This window comes from Streptomyces sp. NPDC093984, from assembly GCF_044764595.1.
Taxonomy (GTDB): domain Bacteria; phylum Actinomycetota; class Actinomycetes; order Streptomycetales; family Streptomycetaceae; genus Streptomyces; species Streptomyces cynarae.
Map to the genome: position 1 here is coordinate 427,696 of NZ_JBIWIM010000006.1, position 15,500 is coordinate 443,195.

Genomic DNA, 15,500 nt, shown 5'->3' on the forward strand with positions numbered 1-15,500 from the left:
ACGAGCCCCAGCCGCAACAGCGAAACCCCAGGTCAGAGCGCTCGGACCATACGCGTTTCCGCCCAGGGGTGGCCGTACGGCAAGATGGGGTGTATCTGCCCACTGCCAGATTTCAAGCTGCCGGACGGTTTCTCTTGGCTGAGTTCATTTACACCATGCGCAAGGCGCGCAAGGCGCACGGCGACAAGGTGATTCTCGACGACGTCACCCTGAACTTCTTGCCGGGTGCCAAGATCGGCGTCGTCGGTCCGAACGGTGCCGGTAAGTCGACCGTGCTGAAGATCATGGCGGGGCTGGAGCAGCCGTCGAACGGTGACGCGTTCCTCACGCCCGGCTACAGCGTCGGCATCCTGCTTCAGGAGCCCCCGCTGAACGAGGAGAAGACCGTCCTGGAGAACGTCCAGGAGGGTGTCGCCGAGATCAAGGGCAAGCTCGACCGGTTCAACGAGATCGCCGAGCAGATGGCGGTCGAGTACACGGACGCGCTGATGGAGGAGATGGGCAAGCTCCAGGAGGACCTCGACCACGCCAACGCGTGGGACCTGGACTCCCAGCTGGAGCAGGCCATGGACGCACTGGGCTGCCCGCCCGGCGACTGGCCCGTCACCAACCTCTCCGGTGGTGAGAAGCGCCGCGTGGCGCTCTGCAAGCTCCTCCTCGAGCAGCCCGACCTGCTGCTCCTCGACGAGCCCACCAACCACCTCGACGCCGAGTCCGTGAACTGGCTGGAGCAGCACCTGGCCAAGTACGAGGGCACCGTCGTGGCGATCACCCACGACCGGTACTTCCTGGACAACGTCGCCGAGTGGATCCTCGAGCTGGACCGCGGCCGCGCCTACCCCTACCAGGGCAACTACTCCACCTACCTGGAGACCAAGGCCACCCGCCTCAAGGTCGAGGGCCAGAAGGACGCCAAGCGGCAGAAGCGCCTGAAGGAAGAGCTCGAGTGGGTGCGGTCCAACGCCAAGGGGCGCCAGGCCAAGTCCAAGGCGCGTCTGGCCCGCTACGAGGAGATGGCCGCCGAGGCCGAGAAGATGCGGAAGCTGGACTTCGAGGAGATCCAGATCCCGCCGGGCCCGCGCCTGGGCAGCGTCGTGGTCGAGGTCAACGACCTGCACAAGGCCTTCGGGGAGAAGATCCTCGTGGACGGCCTTTCGTTCACGCTGCCGCGTAACGGCATCGTGGGTGTCATCGGCCCGAACGGCGCCGGCAAGACCACGCTCTTCAAGATGATCCAGGGGCTGGAGACGCCGGACTCCGGTGACATCAAGGTCGGCGAGACCGTCAAGATCTCGTACGTCGACCAGACCCGCGCCAACATCGACCCGAAGAAGACGCTCTGGGAGGTCGTCTCCGACGGGCTCGACTACATCAACGTCGGCCAGGTCGAGATGCCGTCCCGGGCGTATGTCTCCGCCTTCGGCTTCAAGGGCCCGGACCAGCAGAAGCCCGCCGGTGTCCTCTCCGGCGGTGAGCGCAACCGCCTCAACCTCGCGCTCACCCTGAAGCAGGGCGGCAACCTGCTGCTCCTCGACGAGCCGACCAACGACCTCGACGTGGAGACGCTGTCGTCGCTCGAGAACGCGCTGCTCGAGTTCCCCGGCTGCGCCGTCGTCGTCTCCCACGACCGCTGGTTCCTCGACCGTGTGGCCACCCACATCCTCGCCTACGAGGGCGAGTCCAAGTGGTTCTGGTTCGAGGGCAACTTCGAGTCGTACGAGAAGAACAAGATCGAGCGGCTCGGCCCGGACGCGGCCCGTCCGCACCGTGCCACCTACCGGAAGCTGACCCGGGGCTGATCTTGCGCCACATCTACCGCTGCCCGCTGCGCTGGGCGGACATGGACGCGTACGGCCACGTCAACAACGCGGTGTTCCTCAGCTACCTGGAGGAAGCCCGGATCGACTTCCTGAGCCGCCCGGACAAGCAGTTCAGGCAGGGATCCGTGGTGGCACGCCACGAGATCGACTACAAGCGGCAGCTCGTCCACCGGCCCGAGCCGGTGGACATCGAGCTGTGGGTGACGGAGATCAAGGCGGCGTCCTTCACGGTCGCCTACGAGGTCAAGGACGGCGACCAGGTCTGCGTCCGGGCCTCGACGGTGGTCGTGCCGTTCGACTTCGAGGCACAGCGGCCCCGCCGGATCACGGCGGAGGAGCGCGAGTTCCTCGACGACTACCGGGACGACGAGGAGGAGGCCGTCGCCGCATGACGGTGCTCCACCTCGCCGACGACGGGGAGGCGGCGGACCTCGCCGCCTTCCTGGCCCGGCTGCTCCACTACGACCGCGGCGCCGCGGTACGTCTGCAGGCGACCGGGACGGCGCTGGCGGTCTTCGGGCGGCCGCCGTCGTTCGAGGTGCTCGCGGTCCGCGCGGTGCGGCTCGCCAAGCCGTACGAGGACGGGCTGGAGGTCCAGCTCGATGTGACCGTGTCGGCGGGTGAACTCCTGGAGTCCGTCGACGAGTCGGCGGCCACGGCGGCGGTGCCCGCCGCCGTCACCGGGCCGCCCTGGGCGGGAGTCCTGCCGCCGCGCGCCGGCTGGCGGCCCGAGCCGGGGCTCGGGGCGCCCGACGCGCTGCGGGCGACCGTGGCGGCGGCGGTGGCCGAGTTCAGGTGCCGTACGGAGGAGCTGCCGGCCGAGCGGCGCACCCGTGCCGAACTCGACCGGATCGGCCGGGAGATCTGGTCCCGCACGGTGGGGGACACCGGGCTGCCGGTGCGGGCCGTGCACGCCGCGCAGTCACTGGGCTTCCTGCGCCCGGCCCCGCAGGCGTCCACCGAGGAACCGGTTGCGCTGCTCTCTTCGGGCGCATGGCTCCGGCTGCGTACACCGTACGGGTCGATCGCCGTGCGCAGGGCCGGACTCGGCGCGCTGAACGTCAGCGTCCGCTGACGTTCAGCGGAGCCTTACCCCGAGGCTCACCCCGGAGTGTTCACCATCGTCGCGGCGGCGTACGTCAGGTAGTTCCACAGCGTGGTCTCGTGCTCCTCGGAGAGGCCGAGTTCCTCCACCGCGACCCGCATGTGCTTCAGCCAGGCGTCGTGCGCGGCCTGGTTCACGGCGAACGGAGCGTGGCGCATGCGCAGACGGGGATGGCCGCGCTGCTCGCTGTACGTCGTCGGGCCGCCCCAGTACTGGATCAGGAACAGGACGAGGCGCTCTTCTGCCGGGCCCAGGTCCTCTTCGGGGTACATGGGCCGCAGGATCGGATCCTCGGCGACTCCCTCGTAGAAACGGTGGACCAGGCGGCGGAAGGTCTCCTCACCGCCGACCTGCTCGTAGAAGGTCTGCTCCTGAAGCGTGCCGCGCCGAATCTCTTTCACATGCTCCATGGTCTCAGACACGCCGACCGAGGACGCAAGGCTTAGGACCAGGGGGACGGCCTGGAGGACGGATTCCGGATCAGGAGCGCGGCGTGCTCGCTTCGGACTGTGTGCCGCAGCACAGTGGAGGTATGGCCACGCACGCTCTCGACCAGGATCTGGAGAACCTCGCCGCGTCCGCACGGGCGGAACTCGTGCGGGAGATCGACGCGAGCGGCGCCTGGAGCGCGGATCCCGTGTGGCGGGAGGCGTTCGAGGCGGTGCCGCGCCATCTCTTCGTGCCGTACTACTACATCGGCGTCAGGGGCGGCTACGAGCGCCGATGGTGCGGCGACCCCGACCCGGAGCGCAGGGAACAGTGGCTGCGCGGCGCGTACACCGACACCCCGCTGGCCACCCGTGTGCGCGACGGCGAGCTGGTCTCCTCCAGCAGTCAGCCCTCCCTGATGGCGGAGATGCTGACCGAGCTGCGCGTCGAGGACGGGAACGCCGTACTGGAGATCGGTGCCGGCACCGGCTACAACGCGGCCCTGCTCGCCCACCGCCTCGGCGACGACCGGGTCACCACCATCGACCTCGACCCGGAGATCACCGAGTCCGCCCGGCAGCACCTGGCGGCCGCGGGACACCACCCGGCCGTGGTCACGGGCGACGGCGCGCGCGGCGTACCGGAACGCGCCCCCTTCGACCGGGTCATCGCGACCTGCTCGCTGAGTGCGATCCCGGGCGCCTGGCTCGCGCAGTGCACTCCGGGCGCGCGCATCCTCACGCCGTTCGCCACGGGGCTGATCGCCCTGCGGGTACGGGACGCGGGGCACGCCGAGGGGCGTTTCCTGCGTACGCCCGCCTTCTTCGTGCCGTTGCGCGGGGGCACCCGTCCCGAAGCGGAGCCGCGGGATCTGGGCGGGCTGCCGCAGCGGGCGCGGGGTGACGACCGGTTCCGGTTCCTGCTGGCCCTGACGCGGGGCAGCCTCGACCCGTACGAGGCCTACACGCTGTGGGAGCGCGAGGAACAGCCCGGGCGGGAGCGGTACGGCATCACGGTCGGCGGCGACCGCTCCTGGGCGTGGCTGGACGACCCGGAGGGGCCGTACGCCTGGCCCCTCCCCTGAGCGTCGGTCGTTCAGCCCTTCAGCCCTTCAGCCCCGGCGGATGGTGATCGTCGTCCAGGCGCCCACGTGCACCCGGTCCCCGTCCTGCAGGGGCACCGGCACGAAGGGCTGGATGGGCTCCTCGGAGCCGTTGACCGTGGTGCCGTTGGTGGAGTTCTGGTCGACGATCGCCCAGGACCCGTCCGGCTGCTGCACGAGCACCGCGTGCTGGTGCGAGACGCCCGGGTCCTCCGGCGGCACCGACAGGTCGATGTCGGGGGTGTCGCCGGTGGAGTGGCGGCGGCGGCCGATGGTGACCTGGTTGCCGGTGAGCGTGCGCTGCTGCTCCGGGGAGTACGCGGGCAGGTTGAGGCCCGCGGCCTCGGGGCCGGAGCGCTGCATCATCGCCATGAAGTACTCGCGGTCCGGACCGATGGTCGCGGTCCAGGTCGCCGGCTGCTGCTGCTCGTACGGGCGCGGCGGGGCCTGGGTGGCACCGGGCTGCGGGTAGCCGTAGGCACCGCCCCGACCGCCACCGGTGCCGCCGGGGCCACCCGGGCCACCGGTGCCGCCGGGGCCGCCTGGGCCACCGGGACCGCCTGGGCCACCGGGCGCCGGGCCGGACGACGGCGGGGAGATCACCCAGTCGTCGTCACCGCCGCCGAAGGACGGACCGCCCGACTGCGGCGGGGCGGGCGGCGGGAAGCCCTGGGTCGGCGGCGGGGGAGGCGGCGGACCGGGTCGCTGGAAGGCGGAGGGCGGTGCGCCCTGCGGGTAGCCCGACGGGGCACCCGGAGCCGTGGTCTGCGGACCACCGGACGCGCCGGGTCCCCCCGGGCCACCGGGTCCGCCAGGGCCACCGGGACCGCCAGGGCCACCGGACGTGGGCCCGGGCGGCGGCGGAACCGGACGCGAGGGATCGGCACCGAAGCCGGGCGGACCGGACGGGCGCGAGGGGTCCGGGCCGAACCGCGTCGGCCCGGACGGCTCGCTGCCGAACGGCGGCGACGGCGGAATCGGTTCCGCAGGCCGGTTGACCTGTGACGGCCGGGACCTCTCGTAGTCGTAGGAGTCCGGGCCGGGCCTGGCCGGTCCGCCCTGCTGGAAGTGCGGCGGCAGACCCGGCGCCGGCGTGCGCGGGGCGGCGGGGGTGTACGAGGTCGCCGTGTTGGTCAGGAAGTTCCACCGGCACTCCTCGCAGAACGGGGCGCCGCCCTCGCGGGGCGTACGGCACTGCGGGCACAGCTCCGGCTCGGAATCGGGTGCGGCGGACAGCGGGCGTCCCCCCAGGCGGCCGCCCGCGCCCGGAGGCGGCGGGGGCGAACCCGGCGGCGGGTAGCCGTAACCGGCGGCGGGCGGCGGTGGAGGCGGCGGGGGTACGGCACCGGCCATACGGTGACCGCAGACCTCGCACCAGTCGTCGGAACCCGACTGGTGTCCGTTCGGGCAGGTCGGCATGTCGGCGCGTCCCCCTCTCCTTCTCCCGGCCACCGGGACCGGCGTGGTTCTCCAACCCCTGGGGGTCGGGCTGGCTGTTATGTCACTTCTTTACACGAACAGTCTTTGTGGACCGTGTCTCGAGTGTCATCTCGTCGGCCTCCGCGACCTTCGCCTTCAGTCGCACAGTACCTGTCGCGGCATCGACCACGTCCACCACCTTCGCAAGCAGTTTCGCAGTATCCGCGTTCCCTGAGGCATTCGCGAGCTGAACGGCGCGGCCCAGTTTGGCCGTTGCGCCATCGAAATCGCCCTCTTTGCGCAGATCCAGCCCCTGCTGGATGACTTGGGCGAGTTCGGCCTGGCCTGTGTAGTGTGCGACCTGGGGACTGATGGACGTGGACGCCGCCATGTCGTCGGTCCACACGGCTCGTACGAGCCCCTGGGCGCCGAGGCTCTGGGCACTTCCGTCGCTCTGGGGTATGACCAAGGACACGCGCGCGGCCAGCATCTCCTGGCCGATGTTCGCGGGCGGGACCCGGACGCAGACGTGGTAGTCGCGGGACTCGTCGCCCCAGGAGCCGGTGGGGTAGTCCCCGGCGCGCGGACCCGCCTCGACCCGTCGGGCGGTCAGGTCCTCGACGGTGGGCGCCACCTGCTTGACGAATTTGATCTCCGTGCCGACGGGTGTCCACAGCCGCAGCGCGACGTCCGCTACCTCCTTGCCCATGGCCGTCTCCATCATCTGTGTGAAGTCGGCGGCGAGGGCGGCCGGATCGGCGACGATGTCGGCGGTGCCGAGCAGCGCGGAGGCGATCCCGGTGACCTCCTTGACCTCCCAGTCGGTGCCCACTCCCCGCGCGTCGCAGGTGAACCGGCCGGCGCAGGCGTCCAGCGTGGCCTTCAGCGCGTCGGGGGACTCGTGTTCGTTGCGGCCGTCGGTGAGCAGGATGCCGTGGCGTATGGAGACGTCCGCCGAGGACAACAGCCGGTCCGCGAGCCGCAGCCAGGTGCCGATCGCGGTGCCGCCGCCCGCGCTCAGCCGGCGCAGCGCCTGCTTGGCCTGGCCCCGGGTGGTCGCGTCGGCGACCGCGAGCCGCCCGCCGCCCGGGTAGACCTCCTTGGCCACATGGGTGCCGCCGATCACCGCGAAGTGCACGCCGTCGCGCAGGGTGTCGATGGCGGCGGCGGTCGCCTCGCGCGCGTTGCGCATCTTGGTCGGCGGATAGTCCATCGACCCGGAGCAGTCGACCATGATCGCCACGGCCGCGTCCGGGCCCTGCCCCGGCGCGTAGAGGTGGGGCGCCGTGACGGCGCTTCCGATCGTGCCGCCGCCGGTCGCCGTCACCGTGACGATGGCGTTGACCTCGCGGCCCCCCTCCGGCAGGTACTCGTTCTGGTAGACGTCCACCGAGAACTGCGGCACGTTCGACTTCGAGAAATTGGCCATGGCCGTATCGGATCCCCCTTGAGAACCCCACCGCGGTGGGTGACGACTGGTGGTGGACCGGTCCCCTCCGGTCCTGTGTCCTGCCGTCGAACTCCCACGACAGGACAGGACCCAGGGCCGACCCCCGCCGGCCCCGGGCGCGTCCAGGGGCACCCTCGCGGTGCCCCGGCACACCTCTCAGGCGGATCCTGCCCCCTGCGGCAGGGCCGGGAACGGGAGGACCGCCACTGTTACGTTGTCGTGCCCGCCGCCGTCCAGGGCGTGGCCCAGCAGTACCCGGGCGGCGTGCAGCGGGCGGAGCCCGGCGTCGAGCGGCACCACCTCGGCCATCTCCTCGGCGGCCTCCGCGTAGTTCCACAGCCCGTCGGTGCACACCACCACCACACCCGGCCGGTCCGGCTTGAACGACGCGGTGTGCGGGTCCAGTTCGTAGGCGTCCGCGCCGAGCCAGCCCGTGATCGCGTGGGCACGCTCGTCGGCGTACGCCTCGGCCTCGCTCATCAGGCCCGCGGCGACCATCTGCGCGGCCCAGGAGTCGTCCTCGGTGAGCCGGGCCGGCGGCGCGGCGCGGTCCACCGGGACCCAGTAGGCGCGGCTGTCGCCGACCCAGCCGACGACGAGCAGACTCGCGGTGACGACGGCGCCGACCAGGGTGCACGCGGGCGCGTTCTGGTGCGGGGCGTGCTCCTGGGCCGTCTCGGGCTCGGCGGCCAGGGAGTTGACGGCGTGCGAGGCGGCGACGATCGCGTCGTGCATGGCCTGCTGCGGGTGCGTGCCGCGCGGCAGGGCGTCGAGGAGCGCCTCGCTCGCCGCCCGGGAGGCGGCCAGAGAGGCGTCGTCGGGGCGGGTCGCCGAGGACACGCCGTCGCAGACGACCGCGACGACCGCGGGCGAGCCGTCGGGCAGCGCGGTGGAGGAGACCGCGAACGCGTCCTCGTTGCGGTGGTGGCGCAGGCCGCGGTCGCTGACCGCCGCGACCGCGCCCAACTCCTGCTCCAAGTGGTCGCGTTCGCGCGGCTGGGCGTGGCCGCAGTTCTCGCAGTAGCCGTCGCTGTCCACGGTGCCCGCGCGGCAGGCCACGCAGACCTTCGTGCCGGCGGGAGGCGTGGGAGGCACGGCGGTGCGCGGGTCGACCGGCTGAGAGGGGGGTCCCCCCTGCTCGGGAGGGGTCGAGTGCTGGGGGGAGGCGAGGTGGTAGTCGTCGGGTTCCGCGGGACGGTCGAACCGCACGCCCCTCCCGGCGGGCGTGCCGGGCGGCTCCGCGCCGCCCAGGTCCGTGCCCGGCAGGTCGGTCGGCAGGTGCACCGGGGCGGGCGCCTGGGGGCCGCCCGCCGGCGGGGCGGCCGGCCAGTCCACCGGGGGCTCCTCCGAAGAGGGCCGCGGCACCGTGCCGTTCATGGTCAGCGTCGGGGGGTCGGACGGCGGGGCGGGCACCACCGACAGGTCGTACCCGCAGGCACCGCAGTAGAGGTCGCCCGACTCCAGGGGCTCCTCACAGCTGGGGCACCGCGAAAGCGCCGTCGACCGGGGCATCTGCGACATCGATCACACCCACGTCCGGGGGCGGTAACGGTTTGCACGTTCCACCAGGTCGATCCTCTCCTCGCCGCCCTGTGCGAGCCTGGCCAGCGTCCGGTACGAGCGCTCCAGGCCGAAGCGCAGGCCGCGCTCGTCCAGGTCGCTGCCGAGCAGCGCCCGCCCGTCGGCCGCGGGCGGCGCGGAGCCCTGGCCACCGGAGAGTACCCAGTCCAGCGCACAGCCCAGGACCTCTGTGGACAACTGCTCGCGCCGCACGGCGTCCAGACCGTACGCCTCCAGTGCCTGCACCTGTCCCGCGGCGGCCACCAGGTCGTCCAGGAAGGCCGGGTCCGGTCCCCGGCCGGTGCGCTGCCGCAGCCGCGCCCGTACGGCGGCGACGCGGGCGGCGGTGTAGTGGATGGACGCCTCCGGCACGGACTCCAGGGTACGCACGGCACCCTGGCGGTCACCGGCGGCGAACTGGACGCGGGCCAGACCGAACGCCGCGCTGACGTAGCTCGGGTCGGTCGTCCAGACGAGTCGGTAGTACTCGGCGGCGTTGTCGAGCTGGCCGAGGACCTCCGCGCACAGGCCGAGGGCCAGCTTGGGCGCGGGCTCGCCGGGGAAGGCGTCGTAGACCGCGTCGAAGGAGAGCGCGGCGGCCTCGTGGTCGCCCGTGACGAGCGCGGTGACGCCCCGGTACCACACGACCCGCCAGTCGTCGGCGTGGTCCGCCTCCAGGGCCGCGAGAGCCTGCCCGGCACCTGCCGTCTCGCCCATATCGAGCCGGGCGCGCAGCTCGCGCAGCCGCAGCTCCGGGGAGGCGGCGGGTGCGCTCCGCAGAGCGACGATCAGCTCGGCGGGGGCGGAGGCCATGAGACCGGCCAGGAAACCGGCGTTGGGGTCGCCGGGGTCGACATGCGGGACGGGCAGCGCGAGCGCGGCGGCAGGAGCGTCGACCGGCTTGACCACGGCGGGGGCGCCGGCGGCGGCCCCGCCACCCGTGCTCCCGGCCGCTCCCGGACTTCTCCCGGCGGCGGGGGAGCCGGAGACGGCGGGAGGGGCGGCGGGGGTAGGGGCTGCGACGGCAGGGGCGGACGCGGCTCCCACGGCGCCGGAGCCAGGCGTGCCCGGCGTGGCGGGCAGGGCACCCCCGGTTCCGGAGCCCGGCGTGGCGGGCAGCGCACCCCCGGTGCCGGAGCCCGGCGTTCCCGGTGTGGCGGGCAGGGCACCCCCGGCCGCCCGGCGCAGGCGGCGCGCCGGCACCACCCGTGCACCCAGCCGCGACACCTCACCGGCCTGCTTCGGGAACAACTCCGTGTCCGTGACCTTGAGTTCAGGACCGAAGAGTGTCGACAGCGCGGGCCTCGGACGGCCCGTCCGAAGCGCGACGACCTCGCGCAGCACCCCCGTCAGCTGCTCCGACATCTCCTGCGCGGACGCGAACCGGCGCGCCGGGTCGGGGTCGGTGGCGCGGACCAGCAGCCGGTAGAAGGACTCGTACCGGCGGAACACCTCGATGGTGTCGGGGTCGGGCAGGGAGTCCGCGTAGGCGTTCGTGTAGCCCTGGAAGTCGAAGGTGAGCACCGCCAGGGTGCGCGCGACCGTGTACAGGTCGGAGGCCACCGACGGGCCGACCTCCGCGACCTCGGGCGCCTGGTAGCCGACCGTGCCGTAGATGGCCGACTCGTCGTCGTCCATCCTGCGCACCGCGCCCATGTCGATCAGCTTGAGCTGGTCCTCGGTCTGGATGGCGTTGTCGACCTTGAAGTCGCAGTACAGCAGGTTCCGGCTGTGCAGATGACCGAGCGCCTCCAGCGCCTCGATGCCGTACGCGCACGCCTGCTCTACCGGCAGCGGATCGCGTCGCCCGTCCGGTGCGCGACGTTCGTTGGCGATCTCCTTCAGCGACTTGCCGCCGACGTACTCCATCACGATGTAGCCGTCGAGCGAGCCGGTGCGCTGGTCCAGGTGCTCGACGAAGTTGTAGATCCGCACGATGTTGGCGTGCTCGATCTCCGCGAGGAAGCGCCGCTCGGAGATCGCCGCGGCCATCGCGTCCTGGTCGCCGGTGTCCAGCAGGCCCTTGAGGACCACCCAGCGGTCGGAGACGGCACGGTCGACCGCCAGGTAGATCCAGCCGAGCCCGCCGTGCGCCAGGCAGCCCACGACCTCGTACTGGCCGTGCACGATGTCGCCGGCCTTCAGCTTCGGGACGAACGAATAGGGGTGGCCGCACTTGGTGCAGAAGCCCTCCGTGCGCCCGGGCCGGTCGCCGCGCCCCCGCCCCACCGGGGCCCCGCAGTCGGAGCGCGAGCAGAACCGCTTGCGCTCGGGCACCTCCGCGCGCTCCAGCACCATGGCCCGCGGGTCGGGCCGTGGCACCGCCGGGACCTGCACCAGGCCCAGGCCGAGCCGGCTGCGACCCGAACTCCCGGCCGTGGAACCGGAGCTGCGCACCGACACCGAGCGGCCGGTGGACTTCCCGGACAGCCGGCCCGACACCGACCGCCGGGACTGCGAGGACCGCCTCGACTGCGACGACCGCGACGACGCCCCGGAACCGGGCCGCGCGCCGCCGGTTCCCGAACCCTGGGAGCCCTTGCCGTCCGCGGTGCCCCCCGCAGGCGGCGAGCCCTCCGCGCCCTTCGCCGAGACGACCGGCGCGAGCCCGCACGTGTCGCAGTACAGCTCGCCGCCGCCCACGTCCTCGTACGCCCCCTCGCAGCCGGGCCGCTGGCACGTCCGCCCCGCCTGGCTCATGCCTCCCCCCTCCGGTCGGCCGGTGCGCCCGGCTCGGGCACGCGCGCGCCGAGCAGTTCCGCGGCCGCCCTCTGGTAGCGCAGCACCGCCTGCTCGGCGGCCCTCAGGTCGCAGGGCGCGCTCCACAGCATGCGGCGGGCCGTGTCGTACCGCTCGACCAGCAGCGGGTCCTCCGCCAGGCCGTGCCGGGCCACCTTCGCCTTGTACGCGTCGAGGCGGCCGCGCAGCTCGGCGCGGACCGCGAGCGGCGCGGTGACCGCCGTCAGCGACTCGCGGGCGCGCTGGAGTTCGTCCTCCGCCCTCTGCTCCAGCGAGTCCAGGAGCGGCGAGAGACGGTGCCACTGGGCGTGCCTGCGGTACTCGGCGGCCGTCGCCAGCTGCTCCTGCAGCGCGGTGGGCGGGCCGCTGACGGCGGGCACCTCCGAGGCGGCGATCTTCGCCAGCACCTCACCGCGCGCGCTGCGGGCCTCGGCCAGGGTGCGGTCGGCGCGGCTGAGCAGGTCGCGCAGTCTGACGAGCCGCTGCTCCGCGTCCTGGCGCACCGTCAGCACGGCGTCGATCTCCCGGCGTACGTCCTCCAGGGCGCGTGCCTGGCGGTCGTACACCGTGGTGTCCGGCCTGCCGCCGCCGGGCGCCGAACTCCCCTGGGCAGGGACCCAGTAGGCCAGCGGGTCGGAGACCACCTGCTCGCGCAGCCTGGTCAGCGTGCGGGTGATGCGCTCCAGGTCGTCACCCGCCGGATGCTCGCCGGGGCGTACGCCCACCGAGTGGGCGAGCTGACGCGTGCGCTGCAACTCCGCGGCCAGTAAATCGATCCGGGCGGGCAGCGCCGACCACACCGCGTCGGCGGCGACGACCATGTCCAGGGAGGACGCGTACAGGTCGTTCATCCGGTCCACGAGCTGCTCCAGGGTGAACTGCTCGCTGAGCCGTCCGGTGCCCGCCAGGGTCGGCGCGTTCGCCGTCGCCGTGGTGCCGCCCGCGACGGTGACGCTCGGGCCGCGCAGCAGTTCGGTCAGCTCGGCCAGGTCCTCGCGGCTCGACCAGCGCCTGCGGGAGCGGATCTCCCGCGCGGTGCGCAGCGTGTCCGTGTAGGCGTCGAAGTACGCCCACAGCAGGGTGATCGACGCCTCCGCCGACGCCCACCGCTCCTTGGTGACGCCGGTCAGTTCGGCGCCCTCGAGGAGTCTGCGGCCCGCGTGGTCCTGCAGGGCGAGGAGCGAGGTCTCTATGGCCTCGTGCTCCGCACCGAGCCGCGCCAGCGCACGGTCCACCTCGTCCCGGTCCAGCACCGGCCCGGTGGGTCCCGTGACGCCCATCGATCACCTCTCGCTCTCGTCGTTCCCCGCGCGCGTGTCCGGTGCGCCGGGGCAACTCTCCAGTGGTACCAGGTCGGTTGTGCCGGTTCAGGTGGAAGGCGGCTGTGACGGCGTCGAGTCCTTGCCCAGCGTCTGGGACAGCCACCTGGTGTACGAGGCCTGCCAGCCGTTCCTGCGGTAGTCCTCGAGCACCTGGTTGACCCGGCGTACCAGATCCTTGTCATCCTTGTTCATCGCCACGCCGTAGTACTCGGTCGTGAAGGGCTTCCCCTTGAGCTCGACGGTCGGGTCCTGGGCGGCCTGGCTCGCGGCGAGCGCGCCGTCGGTGACCACCGCGTCGACCTCGCCGAGTTGCAGTTTCACCAGGCAGTCGAGCTGGTTGGGGACGGTGGTGGAGATGTCGGCGGACGCGGCGAGCCGGCCGGACTTCCTGTCCTCGGTCAGCTTCGCGCCCGCGGTCGAACCCTGGGCCGAGCAGATCCTCTTGCCGGCGAGCGACGTGTCATAGCCCGTGATCGGGGACGACTTGGGCGCGAGCACCTGCTGCCCGGTCGTGAAGTACGGCTCGGAGAAGGAGACGTCCGCCAGCCGGGCGCAGGTGATCGTCATGGTGCGCACCACCATGTCCACCTGGTGGTTCTTGATCGCCGGGATGCGCTGGTTGGTGGGGATGGCGTGGAAGCGGACGGCGTCCGGGCTGCCGATGATCTGCCGGGCGATCTCGCGGGCGAGGTCGATGTCGAAGCCCTCGAGGTCGCTGCCCTTGGTGTTGGGGTCGCGGTAGCCCCAGTGGTAGCTGTTCTGGTCGACGCCCACCGAGAGATAGCCGCGCTGCTTGATGGCGGTGACCGCCGGGCCGCTCTCGTCGCTCGACGGCGGCGGGCTCATCCGCTCCGGGTGGCCGCCGCAGGAGTCGTCCTTGGCCTGGGTGGCCCGGGCGAGGCCCGGGCCGCCGGTGGCCGTGGAGCCGCTCCCGGGCGGGTGGGTCAGCGGCAGCAGCAGCGCGAGGACCAGGGTGAGCGCGCAGGCGACGAGCATCGCCGCCACGCCGCCCCAGCCCTTCAGGCTCGCCCTCAGACGCCGTGCGATCATCGCCGCTCCCCCTCTCACCGCTCCCCCTCTCACCGGTACTCCGACAGCCTGCGCCCGATGCCGAGCACCGCGCCGGAGGCGCCCAGCACGGCGAGGACGGCCGCGCCCACCGGGAGCCCGGTCATGGCGTCCCGGCCACCGCTCGCCGCCTGCACGAACTCACTCTCCTCGTGGTCCAGCGCCTTCGCCAGGTTCGCGTCCACGCTGTCGAAGCACTCGCCGGTGGGCTGGTCCGCCCTGGATCCGATGATCTTGTTCAGGGCCGCCTGGTAGTTGCCGTCGTCGTCGGCCGCCCGGGCCTGCCTGTGGCGCTCCTGCCACACCTTCATGTTGCCGGTGGCGGCCTTCACGGGCTGCTCGCCCGCCCGGTCGTCGGCGAGGGAGGCCGCCTTGGCGAGGGTCGTGCCGAGTGCGTCCATGTCCTGCTGGAACGCGTAGTCGTAGGCGTCCTCGACCGCCCCGCTAGGCAGCTTCTTGGTCTCGGCGCCGCGGCTGACCAGGGTCAGGTTCTCGTTGCCGCGCGCGTTCAGGGACGCGATACGGGCGTCGTGCAGCACGTCCAGCGAGCGGATGCCGTGCGCGTACGAGGAGTTCAGGCCCGCGCGGGCGACGCTGTGGCCGGCCACCAGCCACAGCAGGACGATCGCGGAGGCGGCCGTGGCGGCGACCAGACCGTGGTTGAGCACCCGGTTGGTCCGCAGGTAGTGGCGGCGCTGGGCCCAGCCGAGGGCGGCGAGCGCGAGGACGCCGAGGGCGAGGGCGAACCAGGGATACGGAGTGGCGCTCTTGTAGTCGGAGCGCAGCCGCTGGTTCTCCTTGGTGTACAGGTCCTGGGCGGCCGGCAGCATCTCCCGCTGCATCTTCTCGTTCGCCGCCCGCAGATAGGCGCCGCCGACCGGGAAGCCCTGGCGGTTGTTGGCGCGGGCGCGTTCGATGAGGCCCTTGTACTCCGGGAGCAGGGTGTTGAGCTTGGTGATGGTGGCCGCGGAGGGGGAGCCGGGCTCGGCGTTGGCCGCGGCGGTCACCAGCTTGGCGGCGGCCGTCCGGATGTCCTTCTCGTACCGGAGGGTGGTCGCCGGGGGTTCCTGGCCGCCCGCCAGGAAGCCGCTGGAGGCCGCGGTGTTGGCGTCGGCGAGGGAGCGGTAGATGTCGGCGGCGCCGGCGCTGAGCGGCTGGCTGCGGTGCAGTACGTCGTCGGCGGCGCCCGCGCGGTCGGTCATCTGCCAGGCGGTGACGGCGCCGAAGGAGACGACGAGCAGGGCGAGGACGGCGCCGATGACGCGGAGCCGGCCGGGTTCGGTGGCGGCGGCGGCGCGCAGGCGGTCGGCGCCCTCGGCGAAGGCGGTGCGGCGGGGTGCGAGGGGCGTCGCCGGTGGGGCGACGCCGTGCTGCAGCTGTGTCACCTGACCTCCCCCTTGGCCATCCGTCGCGGCAAGTATCGCCGCGGGGGTGCTGTCCGCACAGGGCTTCACGCGATCTTGTTGCTGAGCTGTGCCGTTGTGGT

At 72.7% G+C, this 15,500-nt stretch carries 12 protein-coding genes; 4 read left to right on the top strand and 8 right to left on the bottom strand.

Going from position 1 to position 15,500, the window contains the following annotated elements; genetic code table 11:
* Positions 1 to 134: 134 nt before the first annotated feature.
* The 3 genes from ettA to ACIRC0_RS23890 are packed head-to-tail and all read left to right on the top strand — an operon-like array spanning position 135 to position 2,895.
* Positions 135 to 1,799 carry an energy-dependent translational throttle protein EttA gene (ettA, locus tag ACIRC0_RS23880; protein ID WP_403618863.1) on the top strand — a complete coding sequence of 555 codons (1,665 nt, stop codon included), beginning with the start codon at positions 135 to 137 and terminating at the stop codon, positions 1,797 to 1,799.
* Positions 1,800 to 1,801: 2 nt separating this feature from the next.
* Complete coding sequence (locus ACIRC0_RS23885; RefSeq protein ID WP_403618866.1) at positions 1,802 to 2,212, top strand: acyl-CoA thioesterase; 411 nt, start codon at positions 1,802 to 1,804, stop codon at positions 2,210 to 2,212.
* A complete protein-coding gene (locus ACIRC0_RS23890) occupies positions 2,209 to 2,895 on the top strand; it encodes a hypothetical protein (RefSeq protein ID WP_403618869.1) in 687 nt (228 codons plus the stop codon). Before ACIRC0_RS23885 ends, ACIRC0_RS23890 begins: the two co-directional genes overlap by 4 nt.
* Before the next feature lie 26 nt (positions 2,896 to 2,921).
* On the opposite strand, the gene ACIRC0_RS23895 is transcribed toward ACIRC0_RS23890, so the two are convergent.
* Positions 2,922 to 3,335, bottom strand: a complete 414-nt coding sequence (locus ACIRC0_RS23895; RefSeq protein WP_366024561.1) for a globin — start codon at positions 3,333 to 3,335, stop codon at positions 2,922 to 2,924.
* A gap of 122 nt (positions 3,336 to 3,457) precedes the next feature.
* Here ACIRC0_RS23895 and ACIRC0_RS23900 point away from each other — a divergent pair, with 122 nt between their 5' ends.
* Positions 3,458 to 4,438 (top strand): methyltransferase domain-containing protein, encoded by a 981-nt coding sequence (locus ACIRC0_RS23900; protein WP_403618872.1) that lies wholly within the window; start codon positions 3,458 to 3,460, stop codon positions 4,436 to 4,438.
* Between the two features lie 27 nt (positions 4,439 to 4,465).
* Here the strand turns inward: ACIRC0_RS23900 and ACIRC0_RS23905 are convergent, their stop codons facing one another.
* The 7 genes from ACIRC0_RS23905 to ACIRC0_RS23935 form a co-directional block, all read right to left on the bottom strand.
* Entirely contained in the window at positions 4,466 to 5,875 is a 1,410-nt protein-coding gene (locus ACIRC0_RS23905) for an FHA domain-containing protein (RefSeq protein ID WP_403618875.1), read from the bottom strand.
* A gap of 82 nt (positions 5,876 to 5,957) precedes the next feature.
* Positions 5,958 to 7,304: a VWA domain-containing protein gene (locus tag ACIRC0_RS23910; protein WP_403618878.1), complete on the bottom strand. Its 1,347-nt coding sequence runs from the start codon at positions 7,302 to 7,304 to the stop codon at positions 5,958 to 5,960.
* A gap of 177 nt (positions 7,305 to 7,481) precedes the next feature.
* A complete protein-coding gene (locus ACIRC0_RS23915; RefSeq protein WP_403618881.1) occupies positions 7,482 to 8,846 on the bottom strand; it encodes a protein phosphatase 2C domain-containing protein in 1,365 nt (454 codons plus the stop codon).
* 3 nt (positions 8,847 to 8,849) lie between these two features.
* The gene (locus tag ACIRC0_RS23920; RefSeq protein WP_403618884.1) at positions 8,850 to 11,585 is read right to left on the bottom strand and encodes a tetratricopeptide repeat protein; all 2,736 of its coding nucleotides are present in this window, start codon (positions 11,583 to 11,585) and stop codon (positions 8,850 to 8,852) included.
* Positions 11,582 to 12,904, bottom strand: a complete 1,323-nt coding sequence (locus tag ACIRC0_RS23925; protein ID WP_403618887.1) for a hypothetical protein — start codon at positions 12,902 to 12,904, stop codon at positions 11,582 to 11,584. Before ACIRC0_RS23925 ends, ACIRC0_RS23920 begins: the two co-directional genes overlap by 4 nt.
* A gap of 87 nt (positions 12,905 to 12,991) precedes the next feature.
* Positions 12,992 to 13,996, bottom strand: coding sequence for a glutamate ABC transporter substrate-binding protein (locus ACIRC0_RS23930; protein WP_403618890.1), 1,005 nt, complete (start codon positions 13,994 to 13,996; stop codon positions 12,992 to 12,994).
* Positions 13,997 to 14,025: 29 nt separating this feature from the next.
* Entirely contained in the window at positions 14,026 to 15,399 is a 1,374-nt protein-coding gene (locus ACIRC0_RS23935) for a hypothetical protein (protein ID WP_403618893.1), read from the bottom strand.
* Positions 15,400 to 15,500: the final 101 nt, after the last annotated feature.